The organism is Pseudoalteromonas sp. DY56-GL22 (assembly GCF_041414715.1).
Lineage (GTDB): Bacteria > Pseudomonadota > Gammaproteobacteria > Enterobacterales > Alteromonadaceae > Pseudoalteromonas > Pseudoalteromonas simplex.
The window spans coordinates 1-24,501 of record NZ_JANHZR010000006.1; the positions used below are offsets into that span (position 1 = coordinate 1).

Annotated in this window: 21 protein-coding genes; 5 read left to right on the forward strand and 16 right to left on the reverse strand. The window is 41.5% G+C overall.

Features of this window, described 5'->3' with window-relative positions; genetic code table 11:
- Nucleotides 1–64 precede the first annotated feature (64 nt).
- Complete coding sequence (locus NO991_RS13730; RefSeq protein WP_054552497.1) at nt 65–412, reverse strand: four helix bundle protein; 348 nt, start codon at nt 410–412, stop codon at nt 65–67.
- Nucleotides 413–659: 247 nt separating this feature from the next.
- On the opposite strand from NO991_RS13730, the gene suhB reads away from it, so the two are divergent.
- Entirely contained in the window at nt 660–1,463 is an 804-nt protein-coding gene (gene suhB, locus NO991_RS13735) for an inositol-1-monophosphatase (RefSeq protein WP_054552496.1), read from the forward strand.
- A 25-nt stretch (nt 1,464–1,488) separates the two neighbouring features.
- On the opposite strand, the gene NO991_RS13740 is transcribed toward suhB, so the two are convergent.
- From NO991_RS13740 to NO991_RS13760, 5 genes are all read right to left on the reverse strand, one after another.
- Nucleotides 1,489–2,319, reverse strand: a complete 831-nt coding sequence (locus NO991_RS13740) for an ABC transporter substrate-binding protein (RefSeq protein WP_235377773.1) — start codon at nt 2,317–2,319, stop codon at nt 1,489–1,491.
- A gap of 83 nt (nt 2,320–2,402) precedes the next feature.
- Entirely contained in the window at nt 2,403–4,193 is a 1,791-nt protein-coding gene (locus NO991_RS13745) for a GGDEF domain-containing protein (protein ID WP_054552494.1), read from the reverse strand.
- Nucleotides 4,194–4,280: 87 nt separating this feature from the next.
- A complete protein-coding gene (locus tag NO991_RS13750; protein ID WP_194442144.1) occupies nt 4,281–4,829 on the reverse strand; it encodes a hypothetical protein in 549 nt (182 codons plus the stop codon).
- A gap of 99 nt (nt 4,830–4,928) precedes the next feature.
- Nucleotides 4,929–5,885: a sugar-binding transcriptional regulator gene (locus NO991_RS13755; RefSeq protein WP_138616872.1), complete on the reverse strand. Its 957-nt coding sequence runs from the start codon at nt 5,883–5,885 to the stop codon at nt 4,929–4,931.
- Between the two features lie 256 nt (nt 5,886–6,141).
- The gene (locus tag NO991_RS13760) at nt 6,142–7,491 is read right to left on the reverse strand and encodes a carbohydrate porin (RefSeq protein WP_371352127.1); all 1,350 of its coding nucleotides are present in this window, start codon (nt 7,489–7,491) and stop codon (nt 6,142–6,144) included.
- A gap of 596 nt (nt 7,492–8,087) precedes the next feature.
- Between NO991_RS13760 and NO991_RS13765 the strand changes: the two genes are divergently transcribed.
- The gene (locus tag NO991_RS13765; protein ID WP_138600197.1) at nt 8,088–9,800 is read left to right on the forward strand and encodes a cytosine permease; all 1,713 of its coding nucleotides are present in this window, start codon (nt 8,088–8,090) and stop codon (nt 9,798–9,800) included.
- 17 nt (nt 9,801–9,817) lie between these two features.
- Nucleotides 9,818–11,314, forward strand: a complete 1,497-nt coding sequence (locus NO991_RS13770; protein ID WP_235377776.1) for a mannitol dehydrogenase family protein — start codon at nt 9,818–9,820, stop codon at nt 11,312–11,314.
- Nucleotides 11,315–11,379: 65 nt separating this feature from the next.
- Here the strand turns inward: NO991_RS13770 and secF are convergent, their stop codons facing one another.
- From secF to queA, 5 genes are all read right to left on the reverse strand, one after another.
- Nucleotides 11,380–12,327 (reverse strand): protein translocase subunit SecF, encoded by a 948-nt coding sequence (gene secF, locus NO991_RS13775; RefSeq protein ID WP_054552488.1) that lies wholly within the window; start codon nt 12,325–12,327, stop codon nt 11,380–11,382.
- Between the two features lie 8 nt (nt 12,328–12,335).
- Nucleotides 12,336–14,195 (reverse strand): protein translocase subunit SecD, encoded by a 1,860-nt coding sequence (secD, locus tag NO991_RS13780; protein WP_166339885.1) that lies wholly within the window; start codon nt 14,193–14,195, stop codon nt 12,336–12,338.
- A 22-nt stretch (nt 14,196–14,217) separates the two neighbouring features.
- Nucleotides 14,218–14,556: a preprotein translocase subunit YajC gene (yajC, locus tag NO991_RS13785; protein ID WP_036973302.1), complete on the reverse strand. Its 339-nt coding sequence runs from the start codon at nt 14,554–14,556 to the stop codon at nt 14,218–14,220.
- A gap of 29 nt (nt 14,557–14,585) precedes the next feature.
- Nucleotides 14,586–15,713 (reverse strand): tRNA guanosine(34) transglycosylase Tgt, encoded by a 1,128-nt coding sequence (tgt, locus tag NO991_RS13790; RefSeq protein WP_058583935.1) that lies wholly within the window; start codon nt 15,711–15,713, stop codon nt 14,586–14,588.
- Nucleotides 15,714–15,851: 138 nt separating this feature from the next.
- Nucleotides 15,852–16,883 (reverse strand): tRNA preQ1(34) S-adenosylmethionine ribosyltransferase-isomerase QueA, encoded by a 1,032-nt coding sequence (gene queA, locus NO991_RS13795; protein ID WP_054552485.1) that lies wholly within the window; start codon nt 16,881–16,883, stop codon nt 15,852–15,854.
- Between the two features lie 214 nt (nt 16,884–17,097).
- On the opposite strand from queA, the gene NO991_RS13800 reads away from it, so the two are divergent.
- A complete protein-coding gene (locus NO991_RS13800) occupies nt 17,098–19,608 on the forward strand; it encodes an EAL domain-containing protein (protein WP_054552484.1) in 2,511 nt (836 codons plus the stop codon).
- Nucleotides 19,609–19,841: 233 nt separating this feature from the next.
- On the forward strand, nt 19,842–20,045 hold the full coding sequence (locus NO991_RS13805) for a hypothetical protein (protein ID WP_054552483.1): 204 nt from the start codon (nt 19,842–19,844) through the stop codon (nt 20,043–20,045).
- A gap of 23 nt (nt 20,046–20,068) precedes the next feature.
- Here NO991_RS13805 and NO991_RS13810 read toward each other — a convergent pair whose 3' ends face one another.
- The 5 genes from NO991_RS13810 to NO991_RS13830 form a co-directional block, all read right to left on the reverse strand.
- Complete coding sequence (locus NO991_RS13810) at nt 20,069–20,977, reverse strand: hypothetical protein (protein ID WP_294411043.1); 909 nt, start codon at nt 20,975–20,977, stop codon at nt 20,069–20,071.
- 1 nt (nt 20,978) lies between these two features.
- A complete protein-coding gene (locus tag NO991_RS13815) occupies nt 20,979–21,578 on the reverse strand; it encodes a hypothetical protein (protein ID WP_371352128.1) in 600 nt (199 codons plus the stop codon).
- On the reverse strand, nt 21,571–22,113 hold the full coding sequence (locus tag NO991_RS13820) for an RNA polymerase sigma factor (RefSeq protein WP_054552480.1): 543 nt from the start codon (nt 22,111–22,113) through the stop codon (nt 21,571–21,573). Before NO991_RS13820 ends, NO991_RS13815 begins: the two co-directional genes overlap by 8 nt.
- Nucleotides 22,114–22,234: 121 nt before the next feature.
- Complete coding sequence (locus NO991_RS13825) at nt 22,235–23,152, reverse strand: hydrogen peroxide-inducible genes activator (protein WP_371352129.1); 918 nt, start codon at nt 23,150–23,152, stop codon at nt 22,235–22,237.
- A 76-nt stretch (nt 23,153–23,228) separates the two neighbouring features.
- The gene (locus tag NO991_RS13830; protein WP_054552478.1) at nt 23,229–24,497 is read right to left on the reverse strand and encodes an inorganic phosphate transporter; all 1,269 of its coding nucleotides are present in this window, start codon (nt 24,495–24,497) and stop codon (nt 23,229–23,231) included.
- Nucleotides 24,498–24,501 lie beyond the last annotated feature (4 nt).

Here is a 24,501-nt window from a genome sequence, read left to right on the forward strand (position 1 = left end):
ATCAGCTATCAGCTATCAGCTATCAGCTATCAGCTATCAGCTATCAGCTATCAGCTATCAGCTATCAGCTATCAGCTTCGATCTTATGCATAAGAGATGTCAACATTTTTGATAGCTCTTCCGTTTCACTCACCCAAGCTCTACCGATGGCAGCATCAATATATTTAATCTCAATTCCGATATAAATTTGCGTTCGTGTTTCTGCTATGGACGATCTTGATATATCTAAAAAACGCACCCGTTCTTTTTTGCTGATTCTCACCATACCTTCTGCGATGTTACTCGGTATTGATAAACCAGAACGTGTGAGTTGATTGCGAAAACCAAAATCATTTAGATCTGTCGTTTCTTTGTAGATTTCAGCACTTAATCTTGCTGATCGCTTCCATACCTCTAATTTTTCAAAATTCATACTTGCATCCTTTTAAGTATAAAAACTTTATATAGGCACGAATTTTTCAGAATGCAAATTTCAAACTGACGGCTGACGGCTGACGGCTGACCACTAACCCCTTCTTCTGAAATTAAATCAATAACAAAATCAGAATCGTATAAAAAACAACCTAATTTATTCGAGTTTATTGTTTACTTTACGCTAGAAATCGCTAGAATACGCCGGCTTAAATATATTCGTTCTTTTACAACCCAAAGGTAATGCTATGCATCCAATGTTAAACATTGCGGTTCGCGCTGCGCGTAACGCAGGCAAAATTTTACTTCGCGCAAGTGAAGACTTATCAAAAGTTGATGTACAACAAAAAGGCACTAACGACTTAGTGACTAACATCGACAAAGAAGCTGAAGCCGCAATTCGTGACACTATTTTAAAATCTTACCCAGATCACACTATCGTAGGTGAAGAACTTGGTGAGCATAAAGGTAAAGATGCAGATTACCAATGGATTGTAGACCCTCTTGATGGCACAACTAACTTCATCAAGGGTATCCCTCATTTCGCAGTATCTATTGCACTTAAAGTTAAAGGTCGTTTAGACCAAGCTGTTATCTATGATCCAATTCGCGGTGAATTATTCACAGCATCACGTGGTCAAGGCGCACAGCTTAACAGCAAGCGTTTACGCGTAACTAAAACTAACGAGTTAGCAGGTTCTGTACTTGCAACTGGTTTCCCATTCAAACAAAAGCACCACTTAGACGCATACTCTGAAGCGTTTAAAGCCCTTTTCGTACACACTGCTGATATCCGCCGTGCAGGTTCTGCGGCATTAGATATGGCATATGTTGCTGCGGGTCGTGTTGATGGTTTCTTTGAAATTGGCCTTAAGCCATGGGACACAGCAGCAGGTGAGCTTTTAGTTAAAGAAGCGGGCGGTATGGTTGTTGATTTCGCAGGTGGTATTAACTACAACCAAAGCGGCAACATTATCTGTGGTGCACCTAAGTTAACTCAAGCGATCATTCGTGAAATTCGCCCAGTGTTAACTGAGTCACTACTTCGCTAATAGCGGTTGTAATACAAAAAAGGAGCTACGGCTCCTTTTTTTGTGGCTGAAAATAATCGTTGTCGAGTTTTATCTCTATGACTTCACCTTCTTTAAATGGCAACTTAGCCAAGTCTTCAGCAAAGTAACTGGCAAATAATTGCTCAAACTCGCCCGTGCTTTTCATCACCTTGAGTCCTTTTAACAGGGCTTCGGCCAATTCAGGCTTGTGGTTACTGACAAAAAAGTAAAATGCCGTTGGATAACTAATATAAAGATTAGGCACAATGACAAGTTCGTCACTTTTCACTTGTTCCATTTCAGAAATGACTTCAATGAACGAACGCGGAAAATAATCAACTCGCCCTCTGATCACTAGGTTAAACATCGCCTGATAATTTGCCAGTGGCCTGACTGTTAAGCCGTTTTGCGCAAGGATTTTTGTATCAGGCCAATCATGGCCTTGAATGGCACTAAACTGCGCTAAATCTTGTTTCGTATTTACATCTTTAAAACGCGGTAGAAACGCTCGTTTAGTGAGTAATGCGCGTTTACCAATGTAGCCTTTAAACAGAGGTACTTTGACTGCTATTGCAAGGTGTTCTCGCTCGGGGCTTGTCATACTCCAAAACACATCGGCCTGCTTTTCATCGAGCATCAGCAAAGTGCGCTGTTGATGAGGGTGAACCAGAACTTCGTTGATTTCTGCTTGATAATTACTGGCGCGTAAAGCCGCTGCCAGCAATTCATGAAGGTAATAATCGCGTTTATAAAGTGGGCGTTGTTCAATCGCTAAATTGACCACATTTTTAGCTTCTGTGGTAAGGCTGTATCCTAGGCTTAGCAATACTAGGATTGCACTACATAGTCGCTTCATTGTTATTTTGTTTATTGTGTTTTTTTTAAGCTACACCCAGTTAAACAGGGACACAAGTAAAATTAAGCAAACTTAAAATTTCTTCATGAGCGGGCAGATATCGCTTCATCTTTATGGCTGCTTAAACGTACCACTGCGGGGGCTGGCCGGCTACGTTTACATACAAACAAGTGGCTACTCTGATAACGTTTGGCCTCTTTTTTCGCATCAGTTGCCAGCGCTGCGACTTGGTGGCTGTTAATACATAGCTCTAAATCAGGCTTAACTAAACCGATTGATAATGTAAGCAGTGGCACAAACTGCTTTTTACCTTCTCGATTGCTTGCCCAATAACCCCCTTGCTCAATATGTTCTGGTGTGAAAAAGGCCCGAGACTGCAGCTCAAACTTACTAATAATGTTATGGCAAACTTGCTCTGCATCATTTTTATCAAACACCACCATAAAGTCATCACCGCCAATGTGCCCGACAAACCCTTTGCTAGTGCTACAGGCCTCGACGATGACTTCAGCAAGTAATTTTATAACGCTGTCACCACTGGCATAACCGTACAGGTCATTGAATTGTTTGAAGTGGTTTAAATCAACGTATGCGAGTGAGAACGGATAGTTATTACGAAGTCTCAGCTCAATTGCTTCGTTAATCGCAACATTACCCGGCAGCATAGTCAGCGGGTTGGCATGTTGTGCATGGCGGATTTTTTCTTCGGTAATGTGTTTTAAGATATTACGCAATGGCGCCAAACCTAAGTATTCACCATTTCGAGTGATCACAATATGGCGTCGAATATCAAACTCAAACTCGGTAATTTGCTGACTCACCGTATCGAGTAACTCGTTTTCGTCAACGATTAACGGCTGTTTATCCATTAAAGAAGTAACTGGCTGCTTATCATAAAGTGCATGGCCATAGGGAGCAGCAAACACTTCAGTGAGTTGATCTCGGTGTAATAAACCAACAGGAATATTGTGCTCTAATACGGCAAGACTAGTTAGCGTTTTATCTTGCTCAAAGATACTGTGGGCATCTTTACAGCGGGTTGTTGCTTCTATGCTGGCGTGCTCGACCGCCAACCAACCAATCGCCATAGACTGCTCAAAAGTATTGCTATTATCTGATGACTCTAAGTGCTTTAAGCAGTGAATATTTATTTCGTAACTTGGCTGTAAGCTCGGCCTTTCAAGTAAAAAGCCTTGTGCATGTTGCACACCTAAGCTTTCGAGTAAACGAAGCTCCTCTGCCCGTTCTATGCCTTCTGCGATAACTTGCGTATTGGTGGCTTTTGCAAGCTCTATAATTGACTTTAAAAACTCTTTTTTAACCACACTCTGATCGCAGTGGTCGATAAAGTAGCGGTCTATTTTTACAAACTCAGGGCATAGCTCAGACCACTGCTTTAAGCCCGAATAGCCAGCCCCTAAGTCATCAATGGCAATCGAAAAACCTAACTCACGATAATGAGCAATGGTTTTTAACAATAAAAAGCCATCATCGACTTTTTCTTGCTCTGTAACTTCAATTACTACCCGGTTAGTTGCAAGGCCAAAGTGTTCAACTAGGTGTAATGTTTCACCTTTAGGATGGCAAGGGTCGAGTAAGGTTTTAGGGCTTACATTTAAGAATAACTTGCCTTGTAAATTGAGTTTCACAAAGTTCTCAATTGCTCTACTGCGGCAAAGTAGCTCCAATTCAGAGATCTTATGGCAAGCAATTGCTGCGCTGAATAATGCACTCGGCATTTCTAATTCAGACCCTTTTGGGCCGCGGCTTAATGCCTCATAGCCCAAAATATGTTGATTAGAAATATCAAAGATAGGTTGAAACAAGGTCTCAATTGCACTGTTATCTAAGATCTGCTGTAGTTGTGCGTTCACCTTACACCTAGCGTTAGTAATACAAATAGGTGGGTAAATTATCAACCTTGTATGACAATTTTATGGCAAGGCTATGACGAGTGCAGACTACTCAATAGCGGTGATGAGCTCAAGTTGCTTAATGCGGGCAAAACTATCAGTCATTTTTAATTTAGCATTTTGGTAATCACTCGTAGCTAAATCAGCTTGTTGCGCTAATTTATAAACTGCAAGTGGATTAAGTAATAACTGCTGTGCGTGATAACAACTTGGCGCCGCAAACTCAGGTAGTTCTGGCTCTACATTAATTGTCATTTCATTCTGCAATGCATCTGCGTCATCACTTTGTTGTTGAAACTCGGTTGCGTCTGCCAGCGCATGCAAACTTGCCTCACACTCTGGCAATTGTGCTTTTAGGTTTAAAAACAAACCTGTTGATGAAGTAATTAACTTGAACGTCAGGTCTTGTAATTGCTGAGCAGCTGATTGGTTTTGTAGTGCCTCTACAACTTGCCAAGCTAAACCTTGGTAGCTGTCGAACTGCTGCTGAAGTGTTACCTCAGGTGTTTGCTGTACTTCTGTCTGTTTTGGCTCTGGCTTATCTTCACAAGCACTGAGCATTAAAAGTATAAACACGCTAAACATCAGGTGTTTCATAATGTCTCCGAGAGTATAGTTAGACTCGTTTTTAAAAGTCATAAACAGCTGTAAAACTGTCACTTGTTACCAATTTAGTCAGTTTAGTCATACCAAGACTTACCTCAGCAACAGTGCTTCTGCTGTTAGTTCATTTGTAATGAGACTATTGATCATTCCTGATTCGATCGCTCCTGCAATGGCTGGCACTTTACTGTCACCCGCAGCAATCCCAATAACACGTTTATCATTTGATGGAGAAAGTACCGCACTCGTCACGCGATTATTTATTTCTGATTCGACGAGATGACCTTCACTATCGAAAATCCAGCTAATTACTTCACCTGTTGCACCAATAGCGTCAAGCGCAGCTAGTTCATGCCGAGTAACAAAGCCGTCTAAATGAAGGGGAGAATTTATTCCTAAATCTCCAACACCAACAAATGAAACATCCGCTTGTGATGCCAGTTGATGTACATTTTTAACATGCGTTAATTGCTGCCAACCTGCTTTATCAGCTTCAGATTCTGCTATAACTGGAACTGGCATAGGGAAATGTTGCGCACCAACCCTTTCTGCAACATGAATAGCTACTTCATAGCGACTTGCTGAGCCATCCTGAGCAATATTTCCAACTAAAGATACAATACGATGGTGTGGGCATTGCATCGTAGGTAGCTCTTCTGCGCATGCGCGCAACACTCTTCCAGTACCAAACGCAATGATTTTTGCATGGCGCTGCTTTAGTTGTCTTTCAATTTCTGCGGCACCCGCTTGAGCCAAGCCAATGGTAGAATTAATATCGTTACTCTCGCTAGGCACCACTTCACAACTAAGCAAACCGTATCGATTTTGTAGCGCATCAGCAAGCTCCATACAGCGTCGAATTGGATGTTCTAATCGTACTTTTATTAACCCTTGAGATACTGCTAAAGCAACAAGCCGTTGCGCAGATTGGCGAGACGTATTAAGTTGCTTAGCTATTTCATCTTGTGTTTTACCAGCAACATAGTAGAGCCAGCCAGCCCTTGCTGCTTCCTCTAATTTTTGATTATCATTGCTAGGAATTGAAGCCATTTTATACGCCTGTTTGAACAATAAATGAGGTAAATGATTAGAAAAATCAGCTATTCAGCGGCTATTCTATACATAATCTGTCATGAATAACAATTTTAGGGTTCACACTCTAAACTAACAAGACACCTTACTAAATTTTGTTAAATATTAGTGAGGTGCCTATGTATTTCACAAAGAGACAATAACCGCAAGCCCTTCTCAGCGGCACAACAAAAGTCGTGCACTCGCTGCCAAATAACGCCGGTTTAAGCTTTAACTAAAAATTTAAACTTAGCTGCAAACCTGCAATCATTGCATTCTCAGCATCATTATCACCATTAGGGTCGATGATATACTGAATACTAGGCATTAACTGTATTGCTGGGGTAACAACATAGTTATAATTTAACTCAATCGGGTACTCATGATCCCTAACGAGTACTTCATCATCTGAAAAATTCGCGTTATAAAAGCGCTGAGCGTCACTAAGCTCATTACTGACACTGTTTCGGCCCACAGCAAAACCAATACGGTCGTGTGGTCTACTAACAAAAGGTGCATCAATATATCCGCCAATAGCCAAAACTTCGCCTATAGCGCTGACACTTTGATCTGCGTGAATCATACTCGCAAAGATACGTAAGCCACCTCCAGAACTATTTCGAGTTAGCTGTTGTTCAATATTAAAATAAAATGCATTATCAGTATCTTCTATAGCGACCATATCACTTGTCGTGCCAGCAGGGTAACCCGCATTATTGACTAATTTAGTTTTATCTAAACTGCTGCGGACAACGCCAAATCGATAATCTCCATCTAACCCATTCTTGTATTGGCGTTTATATTCCAACTCACCTACCAAGGTCGTGCCGTTAACCTCTCCTGATGTTGTTAATTTTAACCCTTGATTTAATGACATGGTTGCAGGGTTTGCATCATAACTGCCTAGTTTAAAAAGCAAATTATCAGTGACTTTGTATGTTAGTTGCACGCCTAGTGCACTAAGGGGGTCACCATACCAACTACTACTCAAATAATTGGATGAGCCACCACTGCAAAATGTTAGGTGCTGAAAGGCACAACTCATGGCAAAAAAATCAGCACTTGGGTAAATTCGACCCACTTTAATGCTAAGTTGATCTTCAAATAAATGCTGAGTTAGAGAGAATTGAGTTAAACGCGTTACATTGCCACGACCATAAATTTGTTGCGACTGCAGCAAAACTGGCAGGTTTGCTTTTTCATTAATAAGCTCGCCATTACGGTTGGTAAGCTCCACCTTAAATTCGGCACCCGACCAATTAAGCAATTTTTCTAAATTAAAGTAGCCACCGGCAAAAAACTGATCGGCATAAGCCGTTTCTGTACTTTCTCCCCCTTTTAAGTTGTGAGCTGTTTGACTGAAGTAGCCTAAGCGAACATCCACACCTTGCTCTGCTAGCTTATCTCTTGCCCCTAGCCATTCGCCACTTAGATGGCTGTGAACATCAAAACTATCATCTGCATAACCTGACTGAGAATACAGCAACATAATGGCTGCGATAGATTTAAGCCGAGCGACGTTTAAATAGCGTTCACTTTCCCCTTTCCATGTACGACAAAACTTTGGTTGTTGATTTGTGTTCATATGCGTGTTCTCCATTTTAATTTGCCCTAGCTGATCAACATCTTAGTATTCAACGCCCAGGAAAGAGCAAATGACATAAACATGAGCATATTCCTAATACAGAATATATTTGTCAACATCAAAAAATAGAGCTCAAATTCTAATTAAAAGAAATTAGAATCTGTGAAAGAGAAATTAAAATGGATAAAACTAATCCTCTTTCATATGAACACCATTTCAGGAAAAATTAAACACCCGCATAAACAACTAAAAAATAACAACTTTATCAAGATTGATTTGATGAAGCTTTAATTCCAGAACAAGAGCAATTACTTCGACTTATTAATGACAATCAGCCGATTAAATAGACTGATTCATTAACATTGACAAACAGCAATCAAAATAGGATTATGCCCACGTGCAACCCATTTGCCCAAACAGGAAGATTTACTTTATGTAAATACTCAATGACAACAATCATGGGCGTGTTGATTTTTGAAATTTTCTATTTATCTAATAAAAAGTTTTAGTGTTAAACAATGAACACATAAATAAAGATGCAGTTAAGCTATTTGCTTACAAATCAGCATGCCTAAAAAGTACTGGGATCGTTACTTATGAATACTAATCATAAAGACCTAAACCATATAGAAGAAGAGCAATTACCTATTGCAAAACATAAGCTCAAAGGATGGAGACATTTTTTAGGTTTATACGCAGGAGAGCATGTTGCTGCTACTGAATTTGTATTTGGCGCAACCTTTGTCGCACTTGGCGCAACCATGACGGATATTTTGCTTGGCTTGCTAATTGGTAATATTCTCGCCGTGCTAAGCTGGACACTAATCACCACCCCAATTGCTGTTGAAACACGCCTGAGTCTATATACTTACCTTCAAAAAATAGCAGGAAACTCAATGACCCGGTTATATAACTGGGCGAACGTCATAATCTTTACGGTTATTTCTGCTGCTATGATCACCGTTTCTGCAACGGCTGTTCGCTTTGCACTTGATATTCCCGCGCAATTAAATTGGTATCCAACAAACGCATGGTTTGTCATGGTCGTTCTTGCCGTAGGCATTATCGTTGTATTGGTTGCTATGTATGGTTTTAACGCTGTATCGCAATTCTCAGGTATTTGTGCTCCGTGGTTATTTGTTATGTTCATCAGCGGTCCATTAGTACTCATGCCTGAACTTGCCAATTCGGTCATTGGTGAAACCTCTGTCTCGAGTTGGGGAGACTTCATGCACATTGGCAGTGTCTCTGTATGGACTGGGTTAGATGCCAATGGTGAGCCAGGCATAGGGCTATTAGAAGTCATTGGTTTCTCTTGGGCAGCAAACACCATCACTCACTTTGGTTTAATAGACATGGCTCTACTGCGTTACGCGAAGAAAAAAAGCTATGGCTTATGCACATCAGCCGGTATGTTATTTGGTCACTATATCGCTTGGATCTCTGCAGGCATTATGGGTGCGGGTACAGCAGTTTTGGTGAAAAAGTCGATTACTGAGCTAGATCCTGGCGATGTTGCGTTCCATGCACTTGGGTTATCTGGGTTAGTTATTGTTATTGTTGCAGGTTGGACCACAGCAAATGCAAACTTATACCGAGCTGGTCTTGCTGCACAAGCTATATTTAGTAACCTTTCGCGTACCAGAACGACATTTTTAGTGGGCATTGTTACTGTTTTAATTGCTTGCTTTCCATTTGTATTTACTAAGCTACTGCCACTTCTTACATACGCAGGACTTTTAGTCGTACCTGTTGGCGCTATCGTTTTTGCTGAACATTTTTTATTTCCAAAGATAGGTCTAACTCGTTATTGGGTCACCTACAAAAAGCTTGAGCATAGCTCTGCGGCTGTTATTGCGTGGGCACTTGGCCTAGTGTTCGGATTTACACTAAACGCGATCAATATAATCCCATTCTACTACCTTTTCTTACCAACTTGGGTATTCAGTATTGTCGTATATATTTTATTAGCAAAACGAAATGGCGCTGCGCAGAAGTATCCTGAAGAAGAAGCAGAGCTAGCTAATTTTGATAAAAAAGTAGAAAGATTTCACGCCGAACAAGCAGCCAATGAGCCAGCATTTATTCTTGATCAGCGCCTGTTAACCAAAGTACTCACTGCGGTTGCTTGGTTAAGTCTAGGTGTTACTGTGGTGCTAGCAGCAAATGCCATGTTCAACTCACCAGATGTTGCTTCCTATGAACACAATAGAACGTTATTTTTCAATAGTGGATTCGCTTGTACCATCATTTACTTCGCGAGTGCGTATTGGGCTATGCAGCGTAAAAAACAATTTTCAGCCGTTTAACTGCTCGGGGGCAAAACATGAGCGCACTTTCTTTAAATAACTCAACACTGAGCTCTTTTCCTACATCTATATCAGTGCCGCGTTATAACCGACAATCACTAAAAGCTGGGATTGTCCATGTTGGTGTGGGCGGGTTTCACCGCTCTCATCAAGCTTTCTATACTGATAACTACATCAACCATACTGGCGATCTAAGTTGGGGCATTTGCGGTATAGGCTTACGCGAGGCTGATCGGGCTATTAAGCAATCTTTAGAAGCACAAGATTATCTGTACTCACTATTGGTAAAGCACCCAAATGGCAAAACTGATACGCAAATAATTGGCTGTTTAACCGATTTTCTCTTAGCGCCAGATGATCCAGAAGCTGTTATAAATAAAATGGCCGCTGAGGAAACTCAGATTGTTTCATTAACAATAACCGAAGGGGGTTATAACTATGATCCATCAACCGGCGAGTTCGATTTTTCAAACCCCGATATACAACATGACTTAGCAAACCCAAACAAGCCAAAGCTGATTTTTGGCTACCTTGCTGCTGCTTTAGATCGCCGCAGAAAGAGTGGTCAAAAACCGTTTACAGTTCAGTCTTGTGATAATGTTCAACACAACGGTGATGTCATACGAAAAATGTTAGTTACTTACATTAGTTCATATGACTCAGAGCTTGCTGATTGGGTCGCAAATCAAGTTAGCTTCCCTAATGCAATGGTCGACCGTATTACGCCTGCAACCACAGATAAAGATATTGCTCTAGCAGAACAGCTGGGAGTGATTGATTCATGGCCTGTCACGTGTGAGCCTTTTCACCAATGGGTCATCGAGGATAAATTTTGTCAACAACGCCCAGCTTGGGAGAAAGTAGGTGCGCAAATAGTCAATGATGTAACGCCTTATGAAACCATGAAAATTCGCTTATTAAATGCAAGCCATACTGTTATGGGAATACTCGGATCTTTGCGTGGCTATCAAACCATAGAGCAAACAATTTCAGATCCCTTATTTGCTACAGTGGTAAGCAACTTCATGGATAACGAAGTAACACCGATTTTAGATGACGTACCTGGTATTGATCTAAGTGATTATAAGCGAACACTGATAGCTCGATTTGCAAACCCTAACATCAAGGATAGCCTTGCACGAATTTGCTCTCAAAGCGCAAGTAAAGTCTCCACCTTTTTAGTACCTACGATAGTAGAGAACCTTAAAATTGGTGGGAATGGTGCGATTGCTAATTTAGTAATTGCAGCTTGGTGCTTATACAGCGACACGCATTCGTCTCAACAAGGTCAGCCTTTAGAGGTTATCGATGATATGGCTGAAACATTACAGCAGGCTGCTCATGCATCACGCATTTCACCACTTGCTTTTCTTGAGCAACCGAGTATTTTCGGCTCAATTATTGAGAACGAGTCATTTTGTAATGAATATAAATATTACATCAGCCAACTCTATGCGGGAGTGGCAATTGAGCAGATTATGGAGGCGGTGTTAAGTAGTTATAAGGCCAAGTAGTATCAGGCAGAGTAAGTTTAAAAATAAAAAAACCGCCCTAGGGCGGTTTCTTTTTGTATCACTGATTAAGGCATAGGATCGAGATCCGCGCCTTCTTTTTCAATTACTTCAGGAATTAAGTCTTCTTTACTTACACCCATTGCAATTGCTACAGCTGAAGCAACATAAACAGATGAATAAGTACCGATGAACACACCAAATAGTAATGCAGTTGCGAAACCGTGGATCGTTTGACCACCCCAGCCAAATAACGCAATCAATACTAGGATAGTGGTGATTGATGTTACTAGGGTACGGTTTAACGTTTGCGTTAATGAAATATCGATAATTTCAATCGTGTCATCAATGCGCACTTTACGGAAGTTTTCACGGATACGGTCAGATACAACGATGGTATCGTTGAGTGAGTAACCTATTACCGCCAAAATCGCCGCAAGAATCGTTAAGTCAAACTCTAGGCCAAGTACAGAGAATAAGCCTAGTGTGATGATAACGTCGTGTAATAGTGCTGATACAGCACCTACCGCAAAACGCCATTCAAAACGAAACGCAACGTAAATTAAGATACAGATAAGCGCAGTTAACATGGCAAGGCCACCCTGCTCTTTTAGATCTTCACCAACACTTGGGCCAACAAATTCGATACGACGCATTTCTACTGTCGACTCAACTTTTTGTAATGCCGTAATGATTTGGTTGCCAATTACTTCTGCTTTTACGCCAGCACCTTGCGGAGCTAGACGCACTAAAATTTCTTTACTTGAGCCAAACAGTTGCACTGAGAAATCTTCAAAGCCACTTTCAGTGATTGCATCACGTACTTCTTTAAGATCAGGTGCTTGTGTAAAGCCTACCTCAACAGCGGTACCGCCAGTGAAGTCGAGACCAAAATTTAAGCCTTTAGTAAAAAACGACACGAAAGAAGCCAAAATCAACAAAGTTGATAATGTCATGGCAAACTTTCTTAACTTCATAAACGGGAGTGTTTTACCACCGAGTTTTAAAATTTGCATGCTGACTCCTAAATCGACAACTTATCAATACGCTTACCGCCAATGAACAAGTTGATTACCGCACGGGTACCAACAATGGCTGTAAACATAGAGGTGATAATACCAATCGCTAGCGTTACTGCGAAACCAGCAATAGGACCTGTACCCACTGCAAATAGAATCACTGCTGCGATAAGCGTTGTGATGTTAGCATCTAAAATGGTGCTAAACGCGCTGTCGTAACCAAAATGAACGGCTTGTTGTGGACTACGGCCATCAGCAAGTTCTTCACGAATACGTTCGAAGATAAGTACATTGGCATCAACCGCCATACCTACGGTTAATACGATACCTGCAATACCCGGTAACGTTAACGCAGCACCCGGAATAAGCGACATCACACCAACAATTAATACTAGGTTGGCACCCAGAGCGATATTCGCCACCATGCCGAAACCTTTGTAGTAAATAAGCATAAATACCAGTACAAACACGAAACCAAGCACAACGGCAGTCATACCCGCTTCGATGTTCTCTTGACCTAGGCTTGGACCTACCGTACGTTCTTCAACGATTTGAATTGGCGCAACCAGTGCACCAGCACGAAGTAATAGGCTAAGGTTGTGTGCTTCAGCTGGGTTATCGATACCTGTAATACGGAATGAACGGTCAAGACGCGCTTGAATGGTCGCCACGTTAATCACTTCTTCAACTTTAATTGGCGGAAGTGCTTTACCGTTTTCATCTGTTTTACCTGATGGCTTGTATTCGATAAATACTGTAGCCATGCGTTTACCGATAGCACGCTTAGTGAACGCATTCATTTTTGCGCCACCTTTGCTATCTAGCGTAATACTAACTTGTGGACGTTGATACTCATCCATACCTGATTGCGCGCCAGTGATGTGGCTACCTTCAAGAATGATGCGCTGCTTAAGAACCACTGGGTAACCTTCACGCGCCATGATCATTTCTGTACCAGGCGGTAAACGGCCTTGCAGGGCTGCACTTGCATCTGCGTTTTCGTCAACTTCACGGAACTCTAGAGTTGCTGTTGCACCAAGAATCTCTTTAGCACGCGCTGTATCTTGTACACCCGGAAGTTGCACGATGATACGCTCAGCACCTTGGCGCTGTACGTTAGGCTCTGCAACACCGATTTGGTTAATACGGTTACGGATAATCGTTTCGTTTTGCTTGATAGCGTAGTCACGAATTTCTTTTAGCTTTTGCTCGCTCATGCTGGCATAAAAAGCATTGTCGCTGCTGCTATCATCAACGTAAACGTTTAATGGGTAACGAGTTGATAAGAAACGCTCTGCTGCGTCTTTATCTTCTTCGTTACGCATTTCAACACGTAATCGCTCGCTGTTCGCTACACGGCGAATAGTGCGATAACGTAGTTTTTCTTCACGTAAGTCACTTTTGAAATCTTGTTCCATTTGCTCAAGCTGAGTATCAACCGCCGTCGCCATGTCGATTTCCATAGTAAAGTGAACACCACCGCTTAAATCTAGGCCTAGTTTCATTGGGTTACCACCCAGTGACTTTAACCACTCTGGTTGAGCAGGTGCCATATTGATTGCAGAGATATAATCTTCACTAAGGGAATCACGCAGTAGATCTTGCGCTTTTAGTTGGTCTTCAACATTCTTAAAACGAACGAGGATTTGTCCATCTTCAAGTTTGCTTGATTTAACAGTAACGTTATGTTCTTTGAGAGTCGCATTTACTTTATCGAGTACGCTGAGGTCAGCATCAGTACCTTTAGTGCCCGATACTTGTATGGCCGGGTCTCGGCCATACAAGTTAGGAGAGGCATATAAAATACCAACGACTAACACTACAAGAACAAGTAAATACTTCCATAATGGAAACTTGTTTAACACGTGTGAGTCCTTATTTTTATTGTTATAGCGACTTCATAGTGCCTTTTGGCAATACTGCAGAAACAGCTGATTTTTGTACTGTTACTTCTGCTTGGTCGTTTAATGAAATCACGATGAAGTCTTTGTCATCAGCGATTTTAGCAATCTTACCTACTAAACCACCTTGCGTTAGTACTTCGTCGCCTTTCGCCATTGCGCTCATTAGGGCTTTATGCTCTTTTACACGCTTAGCTTGTGGACGGTAGATTAAGAAATAAAATACCAGACCGAAAATACCCAACATGATTAGCATTTCCATGCCACCACCTGCTGGTGCTGCACCTGCCGCACTTGCGTGGGCGTTTGAGATGAATAAACTCATTTCACTTCCTCTTTAATTTTTCTAAAAATTTAATCTGATGTATCTGCAAGCTCTGGCACTTCTTGGCCGCGGCGTGCATAAAAATCTGCAACAAATTCGTCTAGTTTGCCATTACTGATGGCATTACGTAAGCCTTCCATCACGCGTTGATAATAACGTAAGTTGTGAATCGTGTTTAGACGTGCGCCTAAGATTTCATTACATTTATCAAGATGATGCAAGTATGCACGTGAATAGTTTTTACACGTATGACAATCACACTCAGGATCCAATGGACCGGTGTCTGTTTTATGTACTGCATTACGAATTTTAACAATGCCGCCAGTTACGAATAAATGACCATTACGTGCGTTACGCGTAGGCATCACACAGTCAAACATATCGATACCACGGCGAACTGCTTCAACTAAGTCTTCTGGTTTACCAACGCCCATTAAGTAACGAGGCTTGTCTTCAGGCATTTTGTAAGCACAGTGGTCAAGAATGTTGATCATCTCGTTTTTCGGCTCACCAACCGATAAACCACCTAATGCATAACCATCAAAGCCGATTTCTTCTAGGCCTTTTTGCGATTGTGCACGAAGCTCAGGGTACATACCACCTTGGATAATACCAAACAGCGCAGCTGGGTTATCACCATGACCTTCTTTTGAGCGTTTAGCCCAACGAAGTGACAACTCCATAGAATCTTTCGCTTCTTTTTCAGTCGCAGGGTATGGCGTACATTCGTCAAAGATCATCACGATGTCAGAGCCTAGATCACGCTGAACTTGCATCGCTTTTTCTGGCGAAAGCATGATTTTTTCACCATTAACGGGTGAGCTGAACATCACGCCTTCTTCTGTGATTTTACGCATTGCGCCTAAGCTGAATACTTGGAAACCGCCTGAATCAGTTAGGATTGGACGATCCCAATTCATAAAGTCGTGTAAGTCACCGTGCTGCTTAATGATTTCTGTACCAGGACGCAGCATTAAGTGGAAAGTGTTACCTAGGCAAATTTGTGCACCAGTATCTTTCACTTCGTCAGGCGTCATACCTTTTACAGTACCGTAAGTACCTACCGGCATAAATGCTGGCGTTTCTACAACACCACGTTCAAAAATCAAGCGGCCGCGGCGCGCTTTACCGTCAGTGCGGTCTAATTCAAATTTCATATTATCCTCAGTGTCGGAAAAACAGTCCAACAAGCTATAATTTAACCGCTCGATTCTACCCTGTTTGCAGGTTTATTACTATTAATTGAGCTAAATTCGAAAATAAAAAGCCCAGTTCAAAAACTGGGCTTTTTAACGTTATTTGCGCGTTAAGAACATCGCATCACCATAACTAAAGAAGCGATACTTCTGCTCAATAGCCGTATGGTAAGCACCCATTATGTTCTCTTGGCCTGCAAAGGCACTGACTAACATGATTAACGTTGATTCAGGTAAATGGAAGTTTGTCACCATGGCATCAACCACATTGAACTGATAACCCGGATAAATAAAGATATCGGTATCGCCAAAGTAAGTATCTAGTTTGCCGCCGTGCACTTTAGCTGCTGACTCTAATGAGCGGACTGATGTAGTCCCTACAGCAATTACACGCCCACCTTTTGCTTTCGTTTCGGCTACCGCTTTAACCACTTCATCTGGTACTTCGATGTACTCTGAGTGCATAACATGCTCATCAACTGAGTCAACGCGCACAGGCTGGAATGTACCAGCGCCCACGTGCAAGGTCACAAAGGCCATGTTAATGCCCTTGTCTTTTAAGGCTGCCATTAATTTATCATCAAAATGCAGGCCAGCTGTTGGCGCGGCTACGGCACCTGGCTTTTCACCATAAACAGTTTGATAACGCTCACGATCTGACTCATTATCAGGGCGGTCAATATAAGGTGGTAATGGCATATGACCGATGTCGTTTAGGATATCGAGTACATTTTCGTCTTTGGCAAATTCAAGCTCAAAAAGCTCGCCATGACGCGCAACCATGGTTGCTTCTGCTTTACCTTCTAGAATGATTTTTGAGCCTGGTTTTGGCGATTTACTAGCTCGTACATGCGCAAGCACACGGTGTTCGTCAAGTACACGCTCTACTAACACCTCAAGCTTACCGCCTGATTCTTTTTGCCCAAACATGCGAGCAGGGATCACTTTGGTGTTATTGAAAACTAATAAGTCATTTTCATTAACGAGCGATAAAATATCACTAAATACTTTATGCTCAACTTGCCCTGATGGGCCATCAAGCGTCAGTAAACGACTGCTAGTTCGATCTGCTTTCGGAAAACGAGCAATTAATTCATCAGGAAGGTCAAAGCTAAAATCAGCTACGCGCATAGAGCATATCTCTCATTAATAAAAACGCGCCAAGTTTACTCTGATACGCCTACTACCTCAAGCAAAGCCCTAGACCAAGTGAATGGCCGTTTACAGGTTTACACACTTAAGTGCTTATTAACCGCTTTTAGGTAAAGTTTGCTTGTAGATTAGGCAAAATGTCATTATTCTAGCCTATTCAATAAACATGGGTTAGGTAAGAGGTAGTAGCGCCATGGCAAAGCAGTTGAAACTGCTAATTTTAAACGCAAGCGTTGCTGAGCGTGAAACAATTAAGACCACATTAAACAAACTTAATGTCTTCACGTTTATCGAAGCCAGTGACTCTCAAGATGCGCTAAAAATTCTTAAAAGCCACCCAGTGGATATTATCATTACCGGTCTTGAGGTTGGTAAGATTGATGGTTGGCGTTTTTCGCGCATGATCCGTTCAGGGTTATTAAAAACACCAAAAAACACACCTATTTTACTTACTCCACCAATTTATTGTGAACGTATAGCCGAAACCACGGCTCGCAGCTATGGCATTGATGCCGTATTGCCATTTGAACGCCAAGATATGCTGCCGCAAATGTTAGCCAACGTGTTATCAACCCATCTTGAAAAAAGTAGCCGCCTCAATTTATTGCTACTTGAAACCGATAGTCGCAAAGCAAAAGATATTAGCGAGCAGCTTAAACTCAGTTTTGCTATTACTCACACCACGTCTACAAAAGCGACGCTAGCTACTTTTTTACAACAAAAATTTGCCATTGTATTGATTGACGCCACCGAGTCTCATTCTGATACCGCAGCTGGGTTAATTAGCGAAATATTACAACACAACCCAAAACAGGCGATTGTAACCATCATTGATAACAATGATGCAGATTACGCGGAGCAGTTGTTACTTTCTGGCGTTACTGATTTTATTCGCGCCCCTTACGATCACTCGTTATTAAGCAAAGTGTGTGACCACGCTGCTCGTCGTGAAGATTTCATGGTGAGCTACGCAGAGTTTGCACAAAAAGTAGAACAACTAAGCCAAAGTCAAAGCCGTTATAAAGAGCTGTTTTCTGCCCACCAACGTATTTTATTACACCTAAATACGGTGGTACTTGAGTTTAACCAAGAGGGTAATATTCGCTTTATTAACCCTGCTTGGGAGCATTTAACGGGCTATGGCATTAAATCTAGTTTAGCAAAGTCACTAACAGACTTTTGCTTACCTGAGTGCAAAACAAAGCTACAAGATACCATTCAGCGTATTTTGCTTGGTGGTGAGCAACAGCAACAGGTAGAGATCCAGCTAAAACATAAAAATGGTAATGCCATTTGGGTTGAATGTCGCTTACAACTAATAAAAAATAGCCAAAACTCAGCGACTATTACCGCCACTATCGATAACATTCATGAGCGTAAACAGGCAGAGCTACAACTTCGTCATTTAGCCTTGCACGATACGCTCACAGAGCTGCATAACCGTTATTACTTTGACCAACAATTACAACGTATTTGTAAGGCCAAGTACACCAGTAACGATACCGAGCATGCGCTGATTTATATCGACTTAGATCACTTTAAAATCATCAACGACAGTAAAGGTCACCAACAAGGCGACATCGTTCTAAAAGAAGTTGCTCAGTTATTTACAGCGAATATCAGTGATGAGCACTTAGTGTGCCGCATCGGTGGTGATGAATTCGCCGTGATCTTAAAAAATACGAACCTACTCGATGCACACTTGGTTGCAGAAAGCATTTGCATGGCGATTGAAAAACACCGTTTTCATTCAGAAGGCCAAGAGTACTCAATTAGCTGTTCAATTGGTTTAACACAAATCACTGAGCAAAATAACGATCCAAGTGAATGCTTAAAACAAGCTGATATCGCTCTTTATGTAGCAAAAAGCTTAGGACGTAACCTCGTTCATTGCTACTCTAAAGAAGACTCCAGCCACAATAGCTTACAAGCGGGTTTAGAGTGGGGGCACAGTATTCGTCAGGCATTACAGCACGATGCTATCGAGCTTCACTATCAGCCTATTTGGGACTTTAAGCGCGGCCATGTTGCCTATTTTGAAGCGCTATTACGCTTAAAATTAAACGATGAAATTGTTTACCCAAATCAATTTATCCCAGCTCTTGAACTTCTAAACGATACATTTTTAATGGATCAATGTGTTATTCGTAATGCAATTAAGAGTGTTGCCGAGTACCCGGAGCTCAATCAAATAGCAATTAACTTATCAGCACAGTCGTTTTTAGATGAACGCTTACTGCCTCATATTGAGTCGAGCTTAAAAGAATATGCTGTTGAACCAACACGTATCATTTTTGAGATCACAGAGTCTGCGAGTATTAATAACCTCGTTGCAACCCGCGCCATGATCGAGCGTTTGAACGGCTTAGGGTGTCACTTCTCAATTGATGACTTTGGTACAGGCTTTAGTACCTTCAACTACCTTAAACAATTACCGGCTCAACATGTAAAAATTGATGGTTCATTTGTTCGCGACATGCTGAACGACCCAATCGATTTAGCGCTGGTAAAAGCAATTAATGATATTAGCCGCTCCCTTGATAAACGCTCTGTTGCTGAATATGTTGAAAATCAAGAGATATTTTTAGCGCTAAAAGATATCGGCGTAGATTATGGGCAAGGTTACTTCATTGCTCGCCCGATGCCTGTTGAAAAAATAACGGCTGAACTAAAAAAAATATCTGAAAATAATCTGTTTAACTAACAATTATCTAGCCTATTTAGTGCAAAGCTTGATACATCTTTAAACATTTTTTCTAAGTAATTTTGCTTCCATACTGACAATACTCATCTATACTTAAATCCACAGCAAGGTTAAATATCGTGTTTTTATGGTGATTATCTATAATAAACATGACATTACTTATTATATTAAACATACTAAGCATAACTTAACATCGTTAAGTCCATGTATTGGCGGTATAATGGAGAAAAGTGATGACACAACTAATCGTTTTGTTGCTGATTGTAAATCTAGGGATAGCGTATCAATGTTACCGTAATGCGAGCTTAAAAGGGTATCCGGTAAAAACCTTTACAGGGTTAGGTTTAGTACCTTACTTTAACTTAGTCGTGTGGGTTTACTTGTTGTTTTTACCCGACTTAAAACCATTTTCAATGAATGAAAAGCAGCCACTTTAGGCTGCTTTTTTAGTTGGGAGAATTTAAAAACTATAACTTGATGCTTTTTCGAGTAATTGCGCGGCTTTTATATCGCCAACCACACACTTTTTAATGTCAGACTTTTTAAACACTTTTACTTGTTCAGTTTTACCTTCGCTAACACCACGGATGATAAAGCTCACATGTTCATCGTTAGGTAAACTTCTTAAACCGCTACCATAATCACATAGAGTAAGAGATAAGCTTTTATCTACTTGCTGTGCTAGGGCTGCTAGCTGTTGCTTTTGCTCTTTTACGCGGGCTTGTTTTTTCTCAGCTAACTCTTTGCGCATTTGCTGCTGCTTTTGTGATAACTTTAGCTGTTGCTTTTCAAGCTCTTTAATCGATGCTTGTAATGCTTGTTTACGTTTTTCGAGCTCTTGCTCTTTGGCATCTTTATCGTGACGACGATCAAATTCAAGGTCGCGCTTTTCACGTTCAAGATCACGAATTTCACGGCTGACATCGCGCTCTTGCTCAGCCACTTCACGTACTCGCTCTGCACTTTCGCGCATCACTTCCATAGCTTGTTGGTAGGCTTCTTGCGTTTTCACTACCACCGCATCGCTGATCACTTGCACATGCTCGCCTAGTACATCTATTTCAGTGAGTTCTTCAAAATCAATATCAGGCATTGGTGGCAACGGCGCATCGGGCACAGAGGCAAACACTGTAGACCAGCGTGAACTGCCTCGTACATCAAAACTAAACACCACGCCTTGATGCTGCAAATAACTCGAAGAGACATTCCTTACCTTGTTATCAGTGTCTTGTTTTAACGCCGCTGAGAGAATCTTTTCCATAATCCCGACTTCACGCTGAATTTTATCCAATTCATCATTTGCTTGTGCTTGCACACTTACTGCTGCGCAAAGCAATAATGCTGCCGTAGTTGATTTGTATTTTGACATCTTAATACTCCAAATTGTTTGCAACGGTTGGCAATGGTCCGCCTTCCACTTGCTCTGCTAAATCATTTAACTGCATACGTAAGTACGCTTGGTCTTGGGCACGCTGTGTTTTGATATAAGCCAGCACGCTGGCAATATCTTCTTGGCGCTCTACTCGCCCGGTTTTAATCGCTTCTTTGGTCAGTTGGTACATCTGTTGTTGCTGCACTTCGTTTTGCGCAGTAATGATATTTTGTAACTGATCAATTTGCTTTTGTTGTGACTCTAATAAATTGGTTTGCTTGGCCACTTGCTCAAGTAACTGCTGATTTCCTTGCTGTGGATTACTAACAAAAACCCATGCGCAAAATACTATTGACGCAGCCACTGCCCACATTCCAGCACCAAAAAACAGACTTTGTTTTTGCACTTTGGGCATCGTAGACTCTCGATCCCAATTTGGTACGGGTACCGTTTCATAATGTTGACTTTGTTGTTGCCACTGTATTGCATTGTTCATCATTGATGCATACTCAGCATTGGCTTGTAGCAACGCAATTTGCTCTTCAGTGAGGCTTTCGCCTTCTAACCATGCGGTAAATAATGAATCTAAATTAGCCATCTACGGCCTCCAAATGCACTTTTAACTTGCCTAGAGCACTGTATAGTCTTGATTTAGCTGTATTGGTTGAAATACCCAATTGCTCAGCTATTTCTTCAAATGTACAGTGCTGAAAAAACTTTAACTCCACCACCAAGCGTTGCTCCCAGGGTAAATTGTTCATCATTGCTTTGAGTTCATGATGCTGCTCAGATTGCAGTTGATTGGTTTCTAACTCACTATGCTCGCAGCTTTCTTCTGGTATATCGTCTAAACCTTGATGCAGCTTACGGCGGCGGTAATATTCAACACTACGCCTATGCACAATTTGATAGAGCCAAGTATTGAAACTCGATTCACCACGAAAGCTCGGTAAGCTTTTATAAACAGAAATAAACACTTCTTGCATTAAATCCATTGCATCATCAGGGTGACTTAACATCCTTAGGCAATAGTTATATACCTGTGTTTCGTGCTGCTTGACTAATTTCAACCACGCCCGTTTATTACCCTGTTGCGCTTTAGCAATTAGTGTTTCAAGTGATTGAAAAAACAAACTAGCCTCGTCATCTGATCTGCCTTTAATGGTTTTGTTATTATGTTAGTCGAGGGAAGGAAAAAAATAGTTTGCTTAAATAATAAAAAACCCCAAATATTTTTTATTTGGGGTTTTTTGTTCATTGACCGTCTAAGCTACACTGCTTATTAAGAAACAGCTCTAGCTGCTGGCTAAATAGCCTAAAGTCTCTGATCCGGCCCGTGGTTTTACGCCACACGATACCAATATCTCGATATGCATCATTTTGCGATGGTGTTGCGACCATCTCTTTTTTATCTAAAATGCCTGCATTGATAGCCATTTGTGGTAAAAAAGTAACACCAAGCTGGTGTTCAACCATACTTAATAGCGTATGTAAGCTTGCCGCTTCAAATGGGTTAATACAACTTGAGCGATTCAAGTGGCAAGCACTTAGTGCATGGCCAGTCATGCAATGCTCACGTTCTAGTAAGAACACACTCGCATCCGGTAAAAGATTAAAATCTTCCACACCATCTGCTGGAGTATAATCTTTATGATGCACTAGGCTGAAGTGGTCTTTAGCAAGTACTTGTGTATGAAACTTTTCAGTGTCATACGGTAAAGCCAGCAATGCCATATCAATTTGCCCATGTTCAAGTTTGTCGAGCAGTTTTTCACTGGTGTCTTCAACGAGCACTAGCTCTAACTCGGTAAAGGTCTGTTTGCAGAAATGATATAAAGGTGCAGCAATAAAGCTGGCAATCGTCGGGATCACACCAAGCGTGAGAGTGCCACTTAATGGCGTTAAAAAGCTCTTTGTCAGCTCTTTAAGGCTAAGGGTGTCGTCAATAATCTTACGTGCTTTTTCGACAACCTCTTCACCAATTGCGGTAAACATTAAACTGCGGTTTTCGCGCTCTATAAGCTGGCAACCTAAGGTTTCTTCTAAGTTTTGAATTGCACTACTTAAGGTTGATTGACCAATAAAACAGGCGCTTGCTGCGCGGCCAAAGTGTTGATGTTGGTGGACTGCTAATAAATACTGTAGTTGTTTAATACTTGGTAAGTTATTCATTCTCTACCTGCAAATAAAAAGACCCCAATACCTAAGGCATTGAGATCTTTTCAAGCTAAAAGTCTTTTAGTACTTTTTATACCCCGAAGGCAGTTCTCAGTACATAGAAAATAACAATAGCAAGGGCTGCGCCAACTGGCAATGTAATTACCCAAGAAACTACAATGTTTCTTACAACACCCATGTTAAGAGCCGCAATACCGCGTGCCATACCAACACCTAGTACCGCACCTACAAGTGTTTGTGTAGTAGAAATTGGTAAACCAGTACCTGATGCGATAACAACTGTAGAAGCAGCAGCAAGCTCGGCAGCAAAACCACGGCTTGGTGTTAAGTGCGTGATGCCTTCACCGATGGTCTTAATTACCTTCTTACCTAAGATAGCAAGACCAGCAACAATACCTAAACCACCTAGTGGTAAAATCCACCATGCGATAGCCGCTTTCTTAGCGATTTCACCGTTGTGCTCAACAATGTTTACAACAGCAGCTAATGGACCAATCGCGTTAGCAACGTCGTTTGAACCGTGTGCGAATGCCATACAACATGCTGTTAGTACCATAAGTACTGCGAACACTTTCTCAACGTTGTTGAACTGCATTTTCTTATCAGCTTTAGGATCGATTTTAAGGCGAGCAATCGCAATCTTACCGATGATAGCAACTACAACAGCAATCGCGATAGAAAGCGCATAACCTTCAACAGCACCTAAGTTAATACCGATATGCTTCAAGCCTTTCTTGATTGTTACAAGTGACATGATGAAGCCCGCTAGACCCATATAGATAGGCACGTAACGCTTAGCATTTTTAAGTGGTGCATCAGTGTCAAAAATTAGCTTTTGCGCACTCATGAAAATCAAATAAGCAATAAAACCAGAGATAGCAGGGGTAACAATCCAGCTACCTACGATACCCATTACCTTGTTCCATTGGATTGCTTCACTACCTACTGCAACCAATGCGAAACCAATGATGGCACCAATGATTGAGTGAGTCGTAGATACTGGCCAGCCTAAGAAAGAGGCAATTAATAACCAGCTACCTGCAGCGAATAACGCGGCAATCATACCGAGTATCATTAACTCAGGTATGTCCATAAATGGCGTAGCATCGATAATCCCTTTACGGATTGTAGATGTAACCTCACCACCGGCAAGGTATGCGCCAGCGAATTCAAACACCATCGCGATGATGATTGCTTGTTTAATTGTAAGTGCTTTTGAGCCTACTGATGTACCCATGGCATTGGCAACGTCATTTGCACCAATACCATAAGCCATAAAGAAACCGACTGCGGCGGCAGTTAAAACCAATAACGTGCCGTAATTTGCAATGATATCCATTGTG

Coding starts and splice junctions, on each gene's coding strand:
- NO991_RS13730 (WP_054552497.1), bottom strand. CDS start 412: ATGAATTTTGAAAAATTAGAGGTATGGAAGCGATCAGCAAGATTAAGT.
- suhB (WP_054552496.1), top strand. CDS start 660: ATGCATCCAATGTTAAACATTGCGGTTCGCGCTGCGCGTAACGCAGGC.
- NO991_RS13740 (WP_235377773.1), bottom strand. CDS start 2,319: ATGAAGCGACTATGTAGTGCAATCCTAGTATTGCTAAGCCTAGGATAC.
- NO991_RS13750 (WP_194442144.1), bottom strand. CDS start 4,829: ATGAAACACCTGATGTTTAGCGTGTTTATACTTTTAATGCTCAGTGCT.
- NO991_RS13755 (WP_138616872.1), bottom strand. CDS start 5,885: ATGGCTTCAATTCCTAGCAATGATAATCAAAAATTAGAGGAAGCAGCA.
- NO991_RS13760 (WP_371352127.1), bottom strand. CDS start 7,491: ATGAACACAAATCAACAACCAAAGTTTTGTCGTACATGGAAAGGGGAA.
- NO991_RS13765 (WP_138600197.1), top strand. CDS start 8,088: ATGAATACTAATCATAAAGACCTAAACCATATAGAAGAAGAGCAATTA.
- NO991_RS13770 (WP_235377776.1), top strand. CDS start 9,818: ATGAGCGCACTTTCTTTAAATAACTCAACACTGAGCTCTTTTCCTACA.
- secF (WP_054552488.1), bottom strand. CDS start 12,327: ATGCAAATTTTAAAACTCGGTGGTAAAACACTCCCGTTTATGAAGTTA.
- yajC (WP_036973302.1), bottom strand. CDS start 14,556: ATGAGTTTATTCATCTCAAACGCCCACGCAAGTGCGGCAGGTGCAGCA.
- tgt (WP_058583935.1), bottom strand. CDS start 15,713: ATGAAATTTGAATTAGACCGCACTGACGGTAAAGCGCGCCGCGGCCGC.
- queA (WP_054552485.1), bottom strand. CDS start 16,883: ATGCGCGTAGCTGATTTTAGCTTTGACCTTCCTGATGAATTAATTGCT.
- NO991_RS13800 (WP_054552484.1), top strand. CDS start 17,098: ATGGCAAAGCAGTTGAAACTGCTAATTTTAAACGCAAGCGTTGCTGAG.
- NO991_RS13805 (WP_054552483.1), top strand. CDS start 19,842: ATGACACAACTAATCGTTTTGTTGCTGATTGTAAATCTAGGGATAGCG.
- NO991_RS13810 (WP_294411043.1), bottom strand. CDS start 20,977: ATGTCAAAATACAAATCAACTACGGCAGCATTATTGCTTTGCGCAGCA.
- NO991_RS13815 (WP_371352128.1), bottom strand. CDS start 21,578: ATGGCTAATTTAGATTCATTATTTACCGCATGGTTAGAAGGCGAAAGC.
- NO991_RS13825 (WP_371352129.1), bottom strand. CDS start 23,152: ATGAATAACTTACCAAGTATTAAACAACTACAGTATTTATTAGCAGTC.
- NO991_RS13830 (WP_054552478.1), bottom strand. CDS start 24,497: ATGGATATCATTGCAAATTACGGCACGTTATTGGTTTTAACTGCCGCC.